Origin of the sequence: Anoxybacillus sp. UARK-01 (assembly GCF_002075365.1) — a bacterium.
Classification (GTDB): domain Bacteria; phylum Bacillota; class Bacilli; order Bacillales; family Anoxybacillaceae; genus Anoxybacteroides; species Anoxybacteroides rupiense.
Genome location: NZ_NASY01000041.1, coordinates 66,738 through 84,299 on the forward strand (window position 1 = coordinate 66,738; position 17,562 = coordinate 84,299).

General features: G+C 41.8%; 16 protein-coding genes. 12 read left to right on the forward strand and 4 right to left on the reverse strand.

Annotation, left to right across the window (positions count from 1 at the left end):
* Positions 1–230 precede the first annotated feature (230 nt).
* The 9 genes from B6A27_RS19230 (at position 231) to B6A27_RS09110 (ending at position 11,169) form a co-directional block, all read left to right on the forward strand.
* Positions 231–353 (forward strand): hypothetical protein, encoded by a 123-nt coding sequence (locus tag B6A27_RS19230; RefSeq protein ID WP_255375090.1) that lies wholly within the window; start codon positions 231–233, stop codon positions 351–353.
* 26 nt (positions 354–379) lie between these two features.
* Positions 380–1,339, forward strand: coding sequence for an endonuclease I family protein (locus B6A27_RS09070; RefSeq protein ID WP_080861784.1), 960 nt, complete (start codon positions 380–382; stop codon positions 1,337–1,339).
* 662 nt (positions 1,340–2,001) lie between these two features.
* Complete coding sequence (locus B6A27_RS09075) at positions 2,002–2,583, forward strand: DUF5317 domain-containing protein (RefSeq protein ID WP_044746831.1); 582 nt, start codon at positions 2,002–2,004, stop codon at positions 2,581–2,583.
* A 166-nt stretch (positions 2,584–2,749) separates the two neighbouring features.
* Positions 2,750–4,576: a diguanylate cyclase gene (locus tag B6A27_RS09080; protein WP_080861786.1), complete on the forward strand. Its 1,827-nt coding sequence runs from the start codon at positions 2,750–2,752 to the stop codon at positions 4,574–4,576.
* A gap of 254 nt (positions 4,577–4,830) precedes the next feature.
* Positions 4,831–5,583, forward strand: coding sequence for a DeoR/GlpR family DNA-binding transcription regulator (locus B6A27_RS09085; protein WP_080861789.1), 753 nt, complete (start codon positions 4,831–4,833; stop codon positions 5,581–5,583).
* On the forward strand, positions 5,580–6,491 hold the full coding sequence (gene pfkB / locus B6A27_RS09090; RefSeq protein ID WP_080861792.1) for a 1-phosphofructokinase: 912 nt from the start codon (positions 5,580–5,582) through the stop codon (positions 6,489–6,491). The genes B6A27_RS09085 and pfkB overlap by 4 nt, the downstream gene beginning before the upstream one ends.
* Positions 6,492–6,506: 15 nt before the next feature.
* The gene (locus B6A27_RS09095; protein ID WP_080861795.1) at positions 6,507–8,369 is read left to right on the forward strand and encodes a PTS fructose transporter subunit IIABC; all 1,863 of its coding nucleotides are present in this window, start codon (positions 6,507–6,509) and stop codon (positions 8,367–8,369) included.
* An 873-nt stretch (positions 8,370–9,242) separates the two neighbouring features.
* Complete coding sequence (locus B6A27_RS09105; protein ID WP_066149152.1) at positions 9,243–10,106, forward strand: permease; 864 nt, start codon at positions 9,243–9,245, stop codon at positions 10,104–10,106.
* A gap of 208 nt (positions 10,107–10,314) precedes the next feature.
* The gene (locus B6A27_RS09110) at positions 10,315–11,169 is read left to right on the forward strand and encodes a TIGR03943 family putative permease subunit (RefSeq protein WP_044743426.1); all 855 of its coding nucleotides are present in this window, start codon (positions 10,315–10,317) and stop codon (positions 11,167–11,169) included.
* A gap of 78 nt (positions 11,170–11,247) precedes the next feature.
* Here B6A27_RS09110 and B6A27_RS09115 read toward each other — a convergent pair whose 3' ends face one another.
* From B6A27_RS09115 to B6A27_RS09125, 3 genes are all read right to left on the reverse strand, one after another.
* On the reverse strand, positions 11,248–12,171 hold the full coding sequence (locus tag B6A27_RS09115; protein ID WP_201722556.1) for an MBL fold metallo-hydrolase: 924 nt from the start codon (positions 12,169–12,171) through the stop codon (positions 11,248–11,250).
* Positions 12,172–12,332: 161 nt separating this feature from the next.
* Positions 12,333–13,085: a type I methionyl aminopeptidase gene (gene map, locus B6A27_RS09120; protein WP_044743428.1), complete on the reverse strand. Its 753-nt coding sequence runs from the start codon at positions 13,083–13,085 to the stop codon at positions 12,333–12,335.
* Between the two features lie 122 nt (positions 13,086–13,207).
* Positions 13,208–14,494 (reverse strand): ATP-binding protein, encoded by a 1,287-nt coding sequence (locus B6A27_RS09125; protein WP_066149156.1) that lies wholly within the window; start codon positions 14,492–14,494, stop codon positions 13,208–13,210.
* Between the two features lie 246 nt (positions 14,495–14,740).
* Here B6A27_RS09125 and B6A27_RS09130 point away from each other — a divergent pair, with 246 nt between their 5' ends.
* Together B6A27_RS09130 and B6A27_RS09135 are read left to right on the forward strand one after the other, a co-directional pair.
* Entirely contained in the window at positions 14,741–14,989 is a 249-nt protein-coding gene (locus tag B6A27_RS09130; RefSeq protein WP_044743430.1) for a hypothetical protein, read from the forward strand.
* A gap of 482 nt (positions 14,990–15,471) precedes the next feature.
* Entirely contained in the window at positions 15,472–16,269 is a 798-nt protein-coding gene (locus tag B6A27_RS09135; RefSeq protein ID WP_080861801.1) for a uroporphyrinogen-III synthase, read from the forward strand.
* A 73-nt stretch (positions 16,270–16,342) separates the two neighbouring features.
* On the opposite strand, the gene B6A27_RS09140 is transcribed toward B6A27_RS09135, so the two are convergent.
* The gene (locus B6A27_RS09140; protein ID WP_080861804.1) at positions 16,343–16,696 is read right to left on the reverse strand and encodes a hypothetical protein; all 354 of its coding nucleotides are present in this window, start codon (positions 16,694–16,696) and stop codon (positions 16,343–16,345) included.
* 304 nt (positions 16,697–17,000) lie between these two features.
* Between B6A27_RS09140 and B6A27_RS09145 the strand changes: the two genes are divergently transcribed.
* The gene (locus B6A27_RS09145; protein ID WP_066149162.1) at positions 17,001–17,519 is read left to right on the forward strand and encodes a metal-dependent hydrolase; all 519 of its coding nucleotides are present in this window, start codon (positions 17,001–17,003) and stop codon (positions 17,517–17,519) included.
* The last annotated feature ends 43 nt before the right edge of the window (positions 17,520–17,562 follow it).

Here is a 17,562-nt window from a genome sequence, read left to right on the forward strand (position 1 = left end):
ACAGTTTTTCAAATGGTGAATATCTGCCAATCGGTTTTTTTGATATAATACAGATAATCACCATTTTATTTGTCCAGTTGCATCATCGGCTTCATCCTGAGAGCTAGCTGCTACGTTAGTTGTAGACAGAAGAAACAATCAATCATCATCCCCTTCCTTGTTGTCTTCTCATTGTCTAGTGAATTCAAATGACCCGTGGCGTTCTAGTGTAAAATGGAAAGCCAAACAAGATGCGCACGGTCAAGAAAGCAAGCATTGACGTACCATATAGAGAAAGAATGACGATCCATATGCAGCCGTTTATCAATCAGGGGACAGAGACGCTTGTTGTTTGCCTAAAAACTGGCGGATAAACCTCCTAAAAGGCGGGTGGAGGAAGATGGAAAATGGAATAAATCTGTTGAAAAGTGTTCAGGAGCTTGAACAGTGGAATTGCGAGGACTGCGATACGCAGTTGATGGTATTGAAGGAAAACCAGCAGCAAATCCAAGCGGATGCAAGGATCTATTACGATGAAACAAAAGATGGTCAAGCGATTAAGAGATATTACCGGAAGATTGAGCATCAAGCGGATAAGCTGTCCCTGTTTGTACAGTATCACGAACTGATTACAAAAACGCATAAGCGGAGATTGCCGTATTTTTTCAGTAAGGATGAGTATTTGTATACATGGGTCGATCTTCATCCGGATGGCTCCGTTCAAAGCATTTATTCAGGAGAGAAAAAGGCCCCGGAAACGATGATTGTCCGAGATTATGAAATCGTTAAAAAGAGATATGAGGAATTCCGGCTGCTGTTAAAAAAAATAAGAAAAAGTGAATTGAATGTCGAACAAAAGATAAAAGGGATTGAACAGCAATTTAAATTTAACACGGAGCATGTTGTGCCGCAATCATGGTTTGGAGCGCGAGAGCCGATGAAAGGAGATTTGCATCATCTGTTTGTGTGCCAGCCGGAATGCAATACGGTCCGCTCTAACTTTCCATATGCTGACTTTCCCTTCTATGAACCAGAATCACCTGATGAACTAATTCAAAATCATTGCGGCGTCGCTGAAAATGGCTTTTTTGAACCGGAATACGGAAAAGGGACAGTGGCAAGAGCGATGTTATATTTTTTACTGCGCTATCCGACGCAAATTGCCAAGGGAGTCCGCCGTAAAATTGATGTTCCGTTGCTTATTCGCTGGCACAAACAGTTTCCCGCTACGCTTTATGAAAGACATCGAAATCAAGCCATTTTTCTGATTCAAGGCAATCGCAACCCGTTTATTGATGTTCCGGAGTTAGCAGAGCATATGGTATTTCCGATCAAGCTCATAAAAAATAAAGCGATATAAATCGTGGTTATTTTTTTCGGGAGGGGCATTTAGGGGGACATAGAAGCAAGTAAGACAATCCTATCTCTAAGTGAAGGAGACGCTGGAACGCCTTCTCCTTTTGAAAGGTGGCCGAAGATCATCGCTTGGCAGGCAGTGAAAGGCGGTGCCGCTCGGCCATTTGTTATGCGAAATGATCGATAGAGAACGGAATGAACCTTTCTTTTCGTGGTGTAATCGAGTGCAACGGTATGAATGGAATGTGTCCACATTTCTCTCGCCAATGATCAGATAGGGTATTCGGACGACCGTTTTCGTCATCAAGATGCATGACGCAAAGGAAAGGTGTGAGGTCGATAAGCCGGCTGCTTCGCTTTAAGCTGTATAATAGAGTTTGAAACGAGAAGAAGGGCGATTGAAAGATATCTTGATATAAATAGTTCTAAACTCCTATTTACATTTTTATACAAGAATAGATTTAATGGATATAAAGGGTAATAATTTTCTAAATATTTTTTTGATTTTTGCATGAGAAAAGCAAGTGCTTGGACTGGCTTCCAACCATTGACTTCCCATTTCTTCGCAAGGAGGATGTATATAGATTCAGGGAATGAGATGGCATAGGGCATGCGCGCGAATTTTGACGATTGATGGAAGGTGCGAGAGGTAAAGGAGAGTAAAAGATGGTTTATGACGGTATTCTTTTATCATTATTAATCGGTTTATTGCGCGGGGGAAATTTGAAAGGGATTGCCCATATAAACTTGCGCGGCGGCTGGCTTTTTCCTATTTTACTAGGGATTGAAATTTGTATTTTTATGTTGCAAAATAAAATAGATATAATTGGTCAAGCTAGCAATGTCTTGTTTCTTTTGATTTATGTAGTTGGCCTGATTTTTCTCTGGATGAATCGACACCAGCCGGGTTTTTTGGTGATTTTTGCAGGAGTGTTTTTGAATTTCATTGTTATGGCAGTCAACGGCGGAAGGATGCCTGTTTCCATTGAAGCTGCACAAACGCTTGGGCGGGAGTATGTCGAAATTTTGAAGGCTGGCATATATGGAAAGCATGAAGCGATTCACGCTTCCACTGTTTTGCCGTTTTTAGGAGACATTATTCCGCTTTCCCCGCCATATCCGCGCCGGCAAGTAATCAGCATCGGCGATGTGGTCATGAATGTAGGAGCGTTTCTCTTTGTTCAGCATCTTATGGTGAATGGACAGAATAATCCTTCTTCACATCAAACCGCCCATGAAGGGAGGTGAACAGGATGAACGTAACCGTTAAAAAAGTGCTTGTGAACCTATTAATCATCGGTTCTGTTATCGTGGCGTTGACATCGGGATTTAAGCTTGGTGGTTAATTTAACAAAGAGGGAGAGTAGCATGATACTACTCCTTCTTAAAATTCTTATAATGAGAGTGATTTAATATGTTTGTAAAGGTAGATTTGAAAAGCCATGAAAAGATCTATACATTATTTATCTCAATTTTAGGAATATTTATGTTTGTTATAAAAGATCACTTTCATACTCAATCCCTAGAGGATTGGGTTTTAATTTATATGCTAGCTGGCTCGATTACTTTGTTAAATTTTTTTCTAATCAATCTTCCGCCAAAAGATAATTCATTTTCAATGGATTCGTCGGTATATCTTGCCACTGTATTTTTGTACGGAACGGATTTAGCTTTAAAAGTTCTGCTGCTTTGTAGTATAGTAGAGCTTTTTTACAGACGTAAAATGTCCTTATGGAGACATCTCTTTAATTTTTCCATGTACTGTTTAATGATTCTGGGAGCGTATTATTCTTTTCTCTTATTTAATGGAAAAATTGGTGCAATCAATACGTATAATTTATGGCCATACGTGATGAGTTTAATGGCTTATTTTATCATAAATGTGACATTAATGTTTCTGTTTTTCTTCTTTTCAGGACAAATTTTTAAAGGAGCACTAGATTTAGGGGTTTTGAAGGAAGCATGTGTTAGCTATTCTGTCACCTTGTTGCTTTCCCTAGTTTTGGCTCTTTTGTTAAAACAGGAAAAATATTTCGGGTTATTTTTATTTACGGTTTTAGTTGTATTACTTTCCTTTGTATTCAATAAATTTCTACAATTATATCAATCCGTCGCTGAACGAGCGAATCGGGATGATTTAACGGGTTTGTACAATCATGGTTTTTTTAAAGAAACGTTAAAAGAACATTTTGCAGATGTGAAAAAGTTGCCGCAATCTTTTTGCCTCGCGTTGCTGGATTTGGATGATTTTAAAAAATATAACGATTGCAATGGCCATTTGCGCGGGGACGAGCTGTTGAAGTTTTTCGGTGATTTATTGCAAGCCGAAACAAAGGAGAAAAATTATATTGTGGCGCGTTATGGCGGCGAAGAATTTGCCATTTTAATGCCGAACACAACGAAAGAAGCGGCCTTTTTATTTCTCGATCGGCTGCGTAAAAAAGTGAATGATACGTATTTTATTGGTGTTGAATATGTTCCTTATCGCTGTCTTTCTTTTTCCTGTGGAATTGCTGAATATGAAAAAGGAATGTATGACAGCGGTGAGTTAATTCATAAAGCAGATCAAGCCATGTATTATGCAAAAGCGCAAGGAAAGAATAATGTACAAATATATGACGAGGAAAATATTTGTTGGAGTCAAATTGAATTTAAAGAAGATTTGGAGGACATGGAGCAGCTGTTGAGAATTTTTTTATCAAAGGATGTCTATACGTACCGTCACAGCAAGCGGGTCTTTACGTATGCGCTTGAATTCAGTGAACGGCTTGATCTAACCGATCATGAAAAACAAACGCTTATTTTAGGAGCGCTTATTCACGATATCGGAAAGATCGAAGTGCCGCGCGACATTTTAAATAAAAAAGGAAAGCTGGAGCCTCATGAATGGGAAATTATCCAAAAGCACGTGATATGGGGAAAAGAAATTTTAGCTTCGAATCGCCGGTTTGAAGATGTGCTGCCGCTTGTTGAGCTTCACCATGAACGATATGATGGAAAAGGCTATCCATATGGATTAAAAGGAGAGGAAATTCCGAAGCTGGCTCGCATCTTATGCATCATCGATTCCTTTGATGCGATGACAACAGAGCGCCCGTATCAGCCCACCAAGACATTTGAAGAAGCTGTGGCCGAACTACGCGCCTGTGCAGGAACACAGTTTGACCCTTATTATGCCCAGCAGTTTATTCAGTTTATCGAAACGCAATATATGCCGCGTTTGGAGCGGACGAATCGCTAGCCATGTATATGAATATAGAGTTCGTGTTGTTTTTTGACGGCCGAAGATGAGTATGTGGACTTATCTTCGGCCGTTATTTTTTAGAGACCTTTTGTTCGACCTTCAAGCTGTATTTATCGGGAATGATTATTTTTGATTGATTTATAGATAATTTTTGATTTTTTATGAATGAAATTGATTGATTTTGATTGATTTTTCGTTCGCCATACGATATGATGAAAGCAACGATATGATTCAGAAGGGGAGGTGAGACCGTGCTGACAGTGGAAAGACATCGCCTGATTCTAGAATTATTAGCAGAAAAAAAGATTGTGAAATTGCAGGAACTGGTTGAAGCAACGGCGTCTTCCGAATCAACCATCCGCCGCGATTTAAACCAACTGGAGAAGGAGAAAAAATTGCGGCGCGTTCATGGAGGAGCTGCTGTTTTGCATCAAAAAAGAGAGGAATTGAGCATACTTGAGAAATCAGAAAAGTATATACAAGAAAAACGAATGATCGCTCAATATGCCGCGGGTTTTGTTGAAGCTGGCGATTGCATTTACTTAGATGCAGGCACAACGACTCTTGAATTGATACCGCATTTAAATGCCAAAGATCTTGTTGTTGTGACCAACGGCATCACTCATTTAGAAGCATTGCTGGAGAAAAATATTCCCACTTATTTGCTAGGGGGATTGATTAAAAAGAAAACAAAGGCGCTAATTGGACGCGGGGCGCTTCATTCATTAGAAAATTATAGCTTTGACAAATGCTTTATTGGTGTGAATGGCATCCATCTTGAATACGGATACACAACACCAGATCCGGAAGAAGCGATGGTGAAAAGCATGGCGATTAAGCTTTCTCGGCAAGCCTATGTTTTAGCAGACCACTCGAAAATAAATGAAAGCACATTTGCGAAAATTGCCGATTTGCCAGCGGCCACGATTATTACAGATGAGTTAGATGAAGAACTGCTGGAACAATACGAAGCAAAGACCGAGGTTAAGGTTGTGACAACATGATTTATACATGTACACTAAATCCTTCTGTTGACTATATTGTCGAAGTAGATCATTTTCAAATTGGTGAACTGAATCGAGCGTTGAGTGCAACGACCTTTCCAGGTGGAAAAGGAATTAATGTATCGCGCGTACTGAGACGTCTTGGTGTGCCAAATACGGCTTTAGGCTTTATTGGTGGATTTACAGGAGCCTTTATTGAGCATGAATTACAGCGCGAAAATATTCAGTTTGATTTTGTCAAAGTGCCGGAAGATACGCGAATTAATATTAAATTAAAATCGGGAAAAGAAACCGAAATTAATGGAAAAGGCCCGACGATTTCCTTTGATTCGCAAAAGGAAATGCTCAAAAAAATTCGATGTTTGCGGCCTGATGACTTTCTCGTGCTGGCTGGCAGCATTCCTTCCTCGCTTTCTGTGCGTTTTTATGAACAAATCATGGACGTGGCGAAAAAAGCGCAGGTAAAAGTGATCGTGGATACAAGCGGCCCCGCCCTAAAGAGGCTCATGAACGACCAGCCGTTTTTAATGAAGCCGAATCATCGCGAGCTAGGAGAATTATTTGATACGGTTTTTCATTCGAAAAGAGAGGCCGCCATATATGGACGCCGCCTAGTTGAATGGGGTGTGAAGCATGTCATTGTCTCACTTGCAGGAGAGGGAGCGTTCTTTTTTGATAAGGAAACCGCGCTGTTTGCTGAAGCGCCGAAGGGAGCGGTAAGAAATTCGGTTGGCGCTGGTGATTCGATGGTCGCAGGCTTTCTAGCTGCCTATACGAGCGGAAAAAGTGTAGAAGAATCATTTGCTTATAGTGTCGCATCCGGAAGCGCTACCGCTTTTTCGCAAGACTTATGCACAAAAGAAAATGTCGAGCGGTTGCTTGGCCAAGTAAAAATCATGCGCATTTAAAAGGAGGGTGTGATCGTGAAAATTACGGATTTATTAACAGAGGAAACGATTGTTCTTGAGGCGAAAGCGAGAACAAAGGAGGAAATTATTGACGAGCTTGCTCAAACATTAGAGCAAGCAGGTGTATTGCATGATTTGAAAGCGTTTAAAGAGGCGGTTTTGCTCCGTGAAGCGCAGAGTACGACGGGAATCGGCGATGGAATTGCCATTCCTCATGCGAAAACATCCGCGGTGGCCAGACCGGCGGTGGCCTTTGGCCGATCTAATCCTGGAATCGATTATGACGCATTGGACGGAAAGCCAAGCCATTTATTTTTTATGATTGCTGCTCCGGATGGGGCGGATCACACTCATTTGGAAGCGCTCGCCCGTCTATCATCCATGCTGATGGATGCCGCATTTCGTTCACGTGTTGAAAGCGCTTCAACTAAGGAAGAGCTGCTTTCTGTCATCAAAGAAAAAGAAGCGGCAGAAGAGATAGAGCCTGAAACGGCGCCAGCTTCAGCGAAAAAAATAGTAGCGGTTACAGCTTGTCCAACCGGAATTGCCCATACGTATATGGCGGCTGATGCGCTCAAAGCGAAAGCGAAAGAAATGAATATCGACATCAAAGTTGAAACGAACGGTTCAAGCGGTGTCAAAAATGAATTAACAGCGAAAGATATTGAAGAAGCATCTGCTGTTATCGTTGCGGCAGATAAGCAAGTAGAAATGGAGCGCTTCAGAGGGAAGCCTGTGCTGCAAGTGCCTGTTGCTCAAGCGATCCGCCAACCGGAACGGCTGATTGAGCAGGCCTTAAAGCAAGAAGCACCCGTCTATCAAGGAAGTGGGGCCAAGCTGGAATCAACTCATGTGAAAGGACGTACAGGCTTTTACAAGCATTTGATGAACGGCGTATCAAACATGCTTCCGTTCGTGGTCGGCGGGGGGATTTTGATTGCGATCTCCTTCCTGTTTGGAATCAAAGCCTTTGATCCAAACGATCCATCGTTTCATCCATTAGCCAAGGCATTGATGGATATTGGAAGCGGCAACGCCTTTGCGCTTATGATTCCTGTACTTGCGGGGTTCATTGCCATGAGCATTGCTGATCGCCCAGGATTTGCGCCAGGAATGGTTGGCGGATTTATCGCAGCTAATGGCGGGGCTGGATTTTTAGGAGGATTAATCGCAGGCTTTTTAGCCGGATATTTAGTGGTTGGACTTAAGAAAGCCTTTCATAAGCTCCCTGCTGCGTTTGAAGGCATTAAGCCTGTATTGATTTATCCGCTATTTGGTATTCTTATCACTGGGTTTATTATGCTGTATGTAATTGTCGATCCAGTAAAAGCATTAAATGATGGAATGAAGCATTGGCTTTCCAGTCTGGGAACAGGGAATCTTGTACTATTGGGACTCATTCTTGGCGGAATGATGGCGATTGATATGGGTGGACCGATTAATAAAGCGGCCTTTACATTCGGACTTGCCATGATTGATGCCGGAAATTACGCTCCACATGCGGCGATTATGGCAGGAGGGATGGTTCCTCCGCTCGGTCTGGCCTTGGCCACGACATTGTTTAAGCGTAAATTTACAAAAGCGGAACGGGAAGCTGGAAAAACATGCTATATTATGGGCGCCACGTTTATTACGGAAGGAGCCATTCCATTTGCAGCCGCCGATCCAGTGCGTGTCATCCCTTCGATTATTGTCGGGTCGGCGATTGCCGGAGCGTTAACGATGCTGTTTAAAATCGGCCTGCCAGCGCCGCATGGCGGAATTTTTGTCATTCCGATCGTCAAAGGAAGTCCATGGTTATATATACTTGCTATTTTAATAGGATCCATCGTCACAGCCTTGATGGTTGGTCTGTGGAAAAAAGAAGTGAAAGAATAAAAGATGGATAGGAAAACGAGGCGTGGAAACGCTTCGTTTTTTTTATGAGAAAATTTTATGAAATTCTCATGAAAAGGATGGATCAGTCGTGCTAAAATAAAAAAGTTGCTGTTAGGGTATATTTGTCAATAACGACGGAATCGGTCGGAAAACGGTGTTGTGTGAACTTTTGCTATACATTCGTGCGACAGGTAAGTCTCTGGCGATTGGCTTCCGTCAGCGATCATTTGTTTCATCCGGCATAAAAAGACGCTATTGGCCAATGCGGATAAACGGAAACATATTCAACAAATAAGGTGTTTTATTAATAAATTTTTTGCCATAGACCTCTATATGATGATCCGATTGCCAGGGGCAACCGATGCTGCTTCCTGCAAGTGGCTTTGTTTGTAAGCGGCTGATTGTTCGGCGCTCAGTGGCGCTTTGGCGTGACAGAAGTCCGTTACCGATTGATCTTCCGTTGTCGAAAAAATGGAGGAGATGGGTTTCTGGTGAAAACTCCATCTGTATTTCCATATAGAAAGTTTGAAACGTTCAGTTGTATTATGATAGTATAACGATCATCGATGCTTCGCATACAGCAACGGCACATCTGGAACGATGGAATCAGTCGGCTGATTGCAACATGATCCGTTGATGGAATGGCCAATATATAGTTGGAATTGGTCATGTTCACAGTTGCATGGATACGAAGGTTGAACCGATTTTTTCACTCATTTTCGTTACAAAAGTGCGTGGTGAAAAACAAGTCGCGAGACCCTTTCGACCGAGGGCTGTTACAGATACCATTTGTTCAATTGTTTTAGTTATAATTTATACAGATATAATGGTGAGATCCTGTTATGAACTTTATTAAAGAAAAGGAGAGGCCGCATGAAGTCCTTTCTACAGCTTAATACTATTTTTGTTAGTATTTTAATAGAGTCTATTCCTTTTATATTAATTGGTGTATTTATTTCGGGTATTATTCAAATGTTTGTGACAGAAGAAATGGTCAAAAAATGGGTTCCGAAAAATAAAGTGCTGGCTGTCCTGTATTCAGCTCTCATTGGCGTGTTGTTTCCAGCATGCGAATGCGGCATTGTACCGATTACCCGCCGTTTAGTTACGAAAGGGGTGCCGCTACATGCTGCCATTCCGTTTATGTTGACAGGGCCTGTCGTTAATCCAATCGTCCTGTTTTCTACGTATATTGCCTTTGGCAGCAATTTTAAAATGGTGATTTATCGTGCGGTTTTTGCGTATATTGTGGCTGTCATGGTTGGACTCATATTATCGATACAATATAAAGATGAGCAGCTGCGAAACCAAGAAGTGATCCATGCTTCCCCGTCCCGGACATTGAAGGAAAAATGGATGGGGACGCTAGAGCATACGGTGGAAGAATTTTTTACGTCAGGGAAATATTTAATTATCGGTGCTTTTATCGCTTCTGCTATGCAAACGTACGTCAAAACATCAACACTTCTGGCCATTGGACACGGGAAAATGACGGCATCTCTTGTGATGATGGCGCTGGCGTTTGTGCTTTCATTATGCTCTGAAGCGGATGCATTTATTGCTTCGTCGTTTCAAAATACATTTTCTTTTGGAGCATTGGCTGCCTTTTTAGTATATGGACCGATGTTGGATATTAAGAATACGCTTATGCTGCTTCAATCGTTTAAAACACGATTTGTGCTTGTGCTGATTGCTTATATTACACTCTTTGTTTTTATCGGCTCATTATTGATTTAACATAACCTGTCGAGAAGTCTCCCGCCTCTAAACAAAGGGTAAGTGGAGGGGGATTCATTAAGGAGAACGACTTTTCTGATCCGGAAATTTTACTATCCATATGGCTTGGAAGCAGGGCGATAGTTGAATCGATGAGATGAAGCAGCTTGGTGGCCATGTCTTGCTGGCAGTTCAGCATAAAAAAGCGGTGAATAAGGGGGGCGGTTCGATGCTGCGCACATATATTTTACTTGGCTTTGCTTTTGTTTTTTTTCATTTGCATGCCACTGGTGATATAAGCAAATACATTAATATGCGCTACTCTTACTTGTCGTTTAGTGCCATTTTTTTGTTTGTTTTTCTAACGGTTATTCAATTTATCATCGCAAATCGAAAGGAGAAACATACACATCATCACCATTGTCATGATGATTGCTGCCATCATCATGAAGAGGGGCAGCCGAAGTGGAAAAAAGCGCTTAATTATGCTATTTTCATTTTTCCGATCGTCTCAGCATTAGCATTTCCCATCGCTACGTTGGATTCAGACATTGTCAAAGCCAAAGGGTTTCATATTCCAGGATTTGATACGCAAAGCGAAGACCCTACCGTGCAGCGGCAGTTTTTGCGTCCTGATACAAGCATTTATTATGATCGAAGCGGCTATGAGGATTTAATGAGAAAGGATTTGGCTCAGTTCTCTAAAAAATCCAGTCTGATTCTCAATGACCAAAACTATTTAAAAGCGATTGAGACCATTTATCAATTTCCAGGTGAGTTTAGCGATAAAGAGATTGAATTGGATGGCTTTGTTTACCATGATGAAACAACGAATAAGGACCAAGTATTTATTTTGCGATTTGGTATCATCCATTGTGTAGCTGATTCAGGGGTCTATGGACTGCTGGCTGAGTTTGCAAAACCGCCTGCTCTCAAAAATGATGAATGGATTCATATAAAAGGGGAACTATCCACTATGTATTACCAGCCGTATAATGCTGTTATTCCATATGTGAAGGTAGCATCTTGGCATACGATGAAACAACCGGAAGAGCCCTATGTGTTTCGCGGCTATGACCGTTAGCAAATGGAATAGGAGATGGATGATCGTCAGACAGCCCTTGCCGTTTATTAAGCAGCAAGGGCTGTCTGCCTATGCTGGCTAGCCGCAGCAATTCAATACTTCTCCAAGCTTTAAGCAGCGCAGCCGTTCTAGATCGAGCTGGCGCCTTTGCCATTCAGATACGAGACGGTCAAGCGCCTCCTGCGGTGTGTCATCAGCGAGGCGGAACGCTCCATAATGCATGGGAATAAATATATTGGCTTGACAGTCCATAAAGGCTTGAACGGCTTCCTCAGGAGTCACGTGCTGCGGCCCCATAAACCATTCTGGTTCATAAGCGCCGATGGGCAGGAGCGCATAGTCGATAGAAAAACGTTCACCAATTTCGCGAAAGCCGCGAAAATAGCCGCTGTCACCGGCAAAATAAAAGGTTGGCTGTCCATCTGTATGGATGATCCAGCCTCCCCAGTGGGAGGTATTCATATCTAGCAATGTTCTTCTTGTCCAGTGCTGTGCGGGCACAAAGGTAAAGAATGTTCCTCGATACTCCACGGTATCCCACCAAGAGCATTCTGTCACATGTTGATATCCTTTTCGGCGGAATAGACGTCCAAGGCCAACTGGAACGAAAAAATGAGGATTTCCTTTTAGTTTGCGAATGCTGGAAAAATGTAAATGGTCGTAATGGCCGTGTGAAATAAGAACAACATCGACAGTTGGCATGTCGTTGATCGCAATTCCCGGAGCAGTAAGCCGTTTAGCTGTCCCCATTCTTTTAGCCCATACAGGGTCTGTCACAACCGTTATTCCATTTGTTTGGATAACAAAGGTAGAATGGCCGATCCATGAAAGCAATGTATTCGCTTGATTCTCATGAAGCTGTTGATATTCAGGCGGATCAACGTGTGGAACTTGATAGGAAAGATCCTTTTGTTTGGTTTTTCGTTCTTTTTGCCATCGACGAAAGTCAGAAAATGTTTTTTTAGTCGAAATAAGGTCTAAATTTTCATATCGCTTCATGATGCTTTCCTTCCTTTTTAAACCGTTTGAGAGCTATCATATCACATTCTCTCTTCCTGCTGCTTTGACAGGTTCATTTTTCACGATGTATCTAAATGATTTGTACGAACGGCAAATAAAAAGTGAATAAGATGGTCCGCGCAAAAGGCGGACCTCCATTCATTTTATATGGAACAAGTAGTCAAAATTAACGGTCCGTTTTTCGTAATGGCAATTGTATGCTCGTATTGGGCAGAATAAGATCCGTCTACCGTTCTGGCTGTCCAGCCGTTCTTGTCCATGCGGCTCTGCCATTTTCCGGTGTTTACCATCGGTTCAATCGTAATCACCATGCCCTCTTTTAGGCGCATCCCTTTTCCTTTTTGCCCGAAGTGGGGAATGAACGGTTCTTCGTGAATGGTCGGACCGATGCCATGACCCGTAAAGTCGCGGACAACTGAAAAACCTTGTGCTTCCACATATGTTTGGATAGCATAACCGATATCCCCGATCCGGTTTCCGACTACAGCCTGTTCAATTCCTTTATATAAAGATTGTTCCGTAACAAATAACAAGGATTTCAGCTCCTCGCTGATTTCGCCAACGGCATATGTCCATGCCGAATCAGCAAGCGCTCCATGCAAATTTACAACGAAATCAATGGTGACGATATCCCCGTTTTTCAGCGGCTCATGGCGTGGAAAACCATGACATATTTCATCATTGATCGAAGCGCATGTGGCATATTGATAGCCTTTATACCCCTTTTGTTCTGGAGTAGCTCCATGTTGAGCTAAAAAATTCTCAACAAAATGGTCAATTTCTGCTGTTGTTATTCCTGGCTGAATGAGTTTGGCAATTTCTTGATGGCAAGCAGCCAGTAATTTTCCGGCTTCCTGCATAAGCTGAATTTCTCGTTCTGTTTTTAAATGAATCATTGTTAATAAGCTTCTCCTTTATTCTCATCTTTCTTTCTTATTTTAACATATTTGCCGAGAAATCTCTCATCTTGACAGCGCATAGGCTGGAGCGGTTCATATTATGTATATGAAGGAAAAGGTTAAATGACTAGAGCATTTTCTTGGTCGCTGGCCGTCTGCTTTTGTCTTGATTGCGCTAATGGGAAATAGATACATACGGTTGTCCCTTTGTTAACTTCGCTTGTAATATGAATGGTTCCGTCCATCGATTCAACGATGCGATAAACGACCATCATGCCAAGTCCTGTTCCTTTTGTGCCTTTCGTCGTAAAATAAGGTTCACCAAGCCGGTCGATTTGTTCTTTTGTCATGCCGATTCCTGTATCACTCACGCGGATTAAAATTTGCTCATGCTCAATAGATACATAAATATCAAGTGTTCCGCCATTTTGCATTGCTTCAATGGAGTTTTTCATAATATTCAATAAACATTGCTGGAATTTTTCTCGTTCTCCTTTTACATGGAAGGGGATTAACGATGCTTGAATATCCACACTGTTCATGTTGGCAAGCGGACGCAGCAAATCAATGACTCGTTCAATTTCTGTTTTGACATTGAGCTTTTCTACATATTCTGGGGCCGGTTTAGCAAATGTCAAATAATCCGTAATAATCGACTCCGCCCGATCTAATTCTTCGATGGCAATTTGGATGTACTGCTTTCGTTTTTCCGGTGGCAAATGGCTCTGCTCAAGCAACTGCATAAAACCTCGGGCGGCAGTGAGCGGATTGCGCACCTCATGAGAAATGGAAGCGGCTAAGTGGCTAACGACTTCCATTTTTTCTGCTCGAATAATTTGTTTGCGCAATGAGTTGTTTTTATAAAGCATTTCTTTTAAATAACAGGCTGTTGCCATGCTAATGGGTTGAATAATCAAATACGAAGACCAAAACGGCAGCGATGAGAACGCCATTTGATCCAATAGGACGGTCAACATCCCGGAAAAGGTGGATAAAACAAAGGTGAGCAAGATACGCTGCTTAACAGACAATGATAAAAAATATTTTGACAGCAGCATGCTAACGAACATCACAAAAAAGGATGGCATGACGGTAATCATCCATTGTTCTTTTCCTAAAAGTATGTGATATCCAATTGCAAGCAAACAAAGAATGAAGCCAACAAGCGGTCCTTTATATAAACTTCCGAGCCAAAGAGGAATTTGGTGCAGATTGTAATCGCGCTCTGTGTCGGTGCTGATTGGAAAAGTCATGCAAAGAAAGGTCGTTAAAGCAAACGAAACGGTTAGCACATGATTTTTAAGCAGTTTTGGCACCTTTCGTTCCTCTAGCCATAACGGAACGGCGAAAATGGGAGCTAAAATGAAAAATAAATTCAACAAAAAATCCTTCAAAATATTAAGCATAAAAGCACCTTCTTTCGCATTTCGACAGCATGTACTAGTCTATTTCATTGTAAACAAAAAAACTGTCAAATGTTAAGGGGGAATCATTAGAGTTATTTTGACATAAATCCTGCTTTTTCAACACATTGATGCATAAATGACAAGGTTCGTTTAACTGCTCAAAAATTTGTTGATTTTTTTTGGTTTATTGTTCAATATTTTCTTCTATATAATTTTATTGGAATGGAAAGAAAAAGGGGGAGTTTTATGACAGGGGATCAGTATAACCAACTTATCCAATGGATTCAGCAAAAACAGCCTGTCAAAATCAAGATGCGTCATGGAGAAGCAACATTTTTGCCGGTAAAGCTATATCAAGATGCGCAAAAATTATTTGTATACAACAGAGAAATGCGGTTGATGAATATTGCTTTTGACGATATTATCTCCATCAAGCCAACACGTATTTACGGTTCGTTTGATCGGCGCAAGCTGATACATATGTATATGCTGTAAAAAAAGGGCGGTCTGTGACCGCTCTTTGTCGCTTTTAGAGGTTTTATATGGATAGGTGGCCAACGCTTTTCCTTTTGTTATATACTATGTGTATGAAAAATGAAACAAATCTGAAACCTGTGTTTCCTTTGGCTAGCAAGCGAGCCGTTGTTTGGTCTATGGTTGTTTAAATTAGGATCCGCGGTGCTAGGTGAGCATAACGTACGGTTACTGCTTTAACATCTATTTTCATGTGAGCAGATGATGCCCCCGACTCTGACCGTTGGTTTTTACATGGATATACAAGTCAATCAAGCTCTAAACGTTTTAGAGACTGTTGACCAATGTTTTGTATTCTGCATTATGGACCTCGCATGGCTGCGCTCTTAAGCCATTTGCGGCTGAAGAAATCGACATAAGATAGTTTACAAGAATGATAGGGCAAGGTTCATGTTGATTTTGTCTAGCAAATAAACATCATTGCAAGGAAGGGGAAGCAAAAATTGAAGGGAAAACGAGTCGCTTTATGTGCATCAAGAAAGCTGGAAGAAATGGCAACGTTGATTGAAAAGCAAGGAGGCATTCCGCTTGTGCGACCTGCTCAAGGAACGGTATTTGCTAAAAAAGAAGAGCTTGTTCACGAAATCGAAGAGGTGATTGCAAGCCGCCCAAGTTGGATGGTCTTTACAACGGGGATTGGAGTAGATGCATTATTAGAAGCAGCTGAGCGAGGAGGAATGAAAGAAAAGTGGCTGGAGACGATTCGGCAAGCGAATGTTGCTATTCGCGGCTATAAAACGGCAGCCGCCCTGAAACGAATCGGAATCGCTCCTATTGCGGAAAGCGATGACGGAACGACGAAAGGATTAATTCGCTCGCTACAATCATTTTCATTTGCTCAAAAACGTGTGGTTGTCCAACTATACGGAGATACTGCTCCGTCATTAAGGCAATTTCTCCTGGAATCGGGCGCCATTTATACGGAATTGTTGCCTTATCAGCATATTGCACCGGATGAAGCGGTTCTTGAGCAGCTATATGAAGAAGTGACGAACCAGCAGGTTGATGCTGTTTGTTTTACGACAGCGATGCAAGTGCGTTTTTTCTTTTCTTTTGCTAAGGAAAAGAAAGACCTTGAGCAGCTGCGTCGGGCTTTTGCTAGGGATGTGGTCGCTTGTGCCGTTGGGAAAGTAACGGCTGAGGCGCTTTCTGAGGAAGGGGTTGATCGCATCGTTGCTCCAGAGCTGGAGCGTATGGGAGCGATGATCATTACTCTTGCCAAACACTTTAGTGCTAATTAAGAATGGCGAAAATAACAAGAAAGTTTTGTATGCTTTTTCACAAAGCGATGTAAAAAGAGAAAAAAACTAAACACTATATAAATCTTAATAAAGGCTCTTTTTCTGTAAATAACTCGTCGGCTTTGATTTGCAGCTCAATTTCTTTAGCAAGCAGTTCGGCATCATGAAATGAGTAAAGCGGCAGTGAGGCGAGATGAGGATATTCGTAGTAAAATATGTTTTCATTGTTTGATGGGTATACTTTGACGGTCCAATAATACAGCTCGCTAGCGTGGTCCGTTGGCGAGCCTTCTAAGGCGATGACCCAATGGGTTGCGGAAAACAACGTTTTGTTGTTTTCAGAAAGATTTTGTATAAAAGCGGTGCGGTCATTTTCCCCCATTGGAATAGCCGAGGTAGGATAAAATTCTTTGTAGTTTGGAAACATAGCACCCCTCCCTTATATACATAATATATGTGCTAAAAAAATAAAATGCCTTCTTTTTTAAAAAGCGAGGAAATGAAATAGAGTGGATGAGAAAAAATGAACAGGCAATCAGCAAGCCGGTTTAAACACGTATGAGGAGTAATCATGGTGAGAGGGATTTACCTAGGATAATGGCTAAAGTTTTTCACCAATTTTCTTGCCATCTATTGCGATTAGGCGCTTTTCGTATTAGAATGTGAGGAGACGAACAAATATTCTTTTTTGTGGTATCATCAATGAAAACGTGTTTGTAGGTGATGGTTGATTGCGGTATCATACTCATGTGGTGACATCGTTGTGCATTGGAGCGGCAATCGCTTCACAAACCTCTTTGCCGTTTACGATTAGCTATACGGCCGGGATTATAGCGGGGAGCTTGCTGCCGGATATTGATGAACCGAAATCATATGTCGGCCGCCGGTCATTAGGAGCTGCGCAAAAAGTGAAGCAGGCGTTCGGCCATCGCGGAATGACTCACTCGCTTTTTGTTTGGGCTGTACTCGCTCTTATTATTATGCTTGAATCGCCGTCGGTTTTTGCAAGCGGGCTCGTATTAGGTTATTTGCTTCACATTTTAGAGGATTTTTTATCGGTTCAGGGAGTGCCGCTGTTCTGGCCTTTGCAGGATAAACGATACAAAATTCCGTTATACCGGACAGGGAGCCGCTTGGAAACGGTCCTCTTTTATGGTTCCTTTTCGTTGCTGATCTACATAGCCAGCCAGTATCAGCTGTTTCATGAATGGCTGCGATCGCTGCGGTCGTTTTTTCAGCAAATATGGTGAGGGGGCGAACATCTCGCTTTTTTTTCTTAAACAAATCTGTTAT

Excerpts from the sequence above, each read along its gene's own strand:
- B6A27_RS19230 (WP_255375090.1), top strand. The coding sequence starts at position 231 with ATGCGCACGGTCAAGAAAGCAAGCATTGACGTACCATATAGAGAAAGA.
- B6A27_RS09070 (WP_080861784.1), top strand. The coding sequence starts at position 380 with ATGGAAAATGGAATAAATCTGTTGAAAAGTGTTCAGGAGCTTGAACAG.
- B6A27_RS09075 (WP_044746831.1), top strand. The coding sequence starts at position 2,002 with ATGGTTTATGACGGTATTCTTTTATCATTATTAATCGGTTTATTGCGC.
- B6A27_RS09080 (WP_080861786.1), top strand. The coding sequence starts at position 2,750 with ATGTTTGTAAAGGTAGATTTGAAAAGCCATGAAAAGATCTATACATTA.
- pfkB (WP_080861792.1), top strand. The coding sequence starts at position 5,580 with ATGATTTATACATGTACACTAAATCCTTCTGTTGACTATATTGTCGAA.
- B6A27_RS09105 (WP_066149152.1), top strand. The coding sequence starts at position 9,243 with ATGAAGTCCTTTCTACAGCTTAATACTATTTTTGTTAGTATTTTAATA.
- B6A27_RS09110 (WP_044743426.1), top strand. The coding sequence starts at position 10,315 with ATGCTGCGCACATATATTTTACTTGGCTTTGCTTTTGTTTTTTTTCAT.
- map (WP_044743428.1), bottom strand. The coding sequence starts at position 13,085 with ATGATTCATTTAAAAACAGAACGAGAAATTCAGCTTATGCAGGAAGCC.
- B6A27_RS09125 (WP_066149156.1), bottom strand. The coding sequence starts at position 14,494 with ATGCTTAATATTTTGAAGGATTTTTTGTTGAATTTATTTTTCATTTTA.
- B6A27_RS09130 (WP_044743430.1), top strand. The coding sequence starts at position 14,741 with ATGACAGGGGATCAGTATAACCAACTTATCCAATGGATTCAGCAAAAA.
- B6A27_RS09140 (WP_080861804.1), bottom strand. The coding sequence starts at position 16,696 with ATGTTTCCAAACTACAAAGAATTTTATCCTACCTCGGCTATTCCAATG.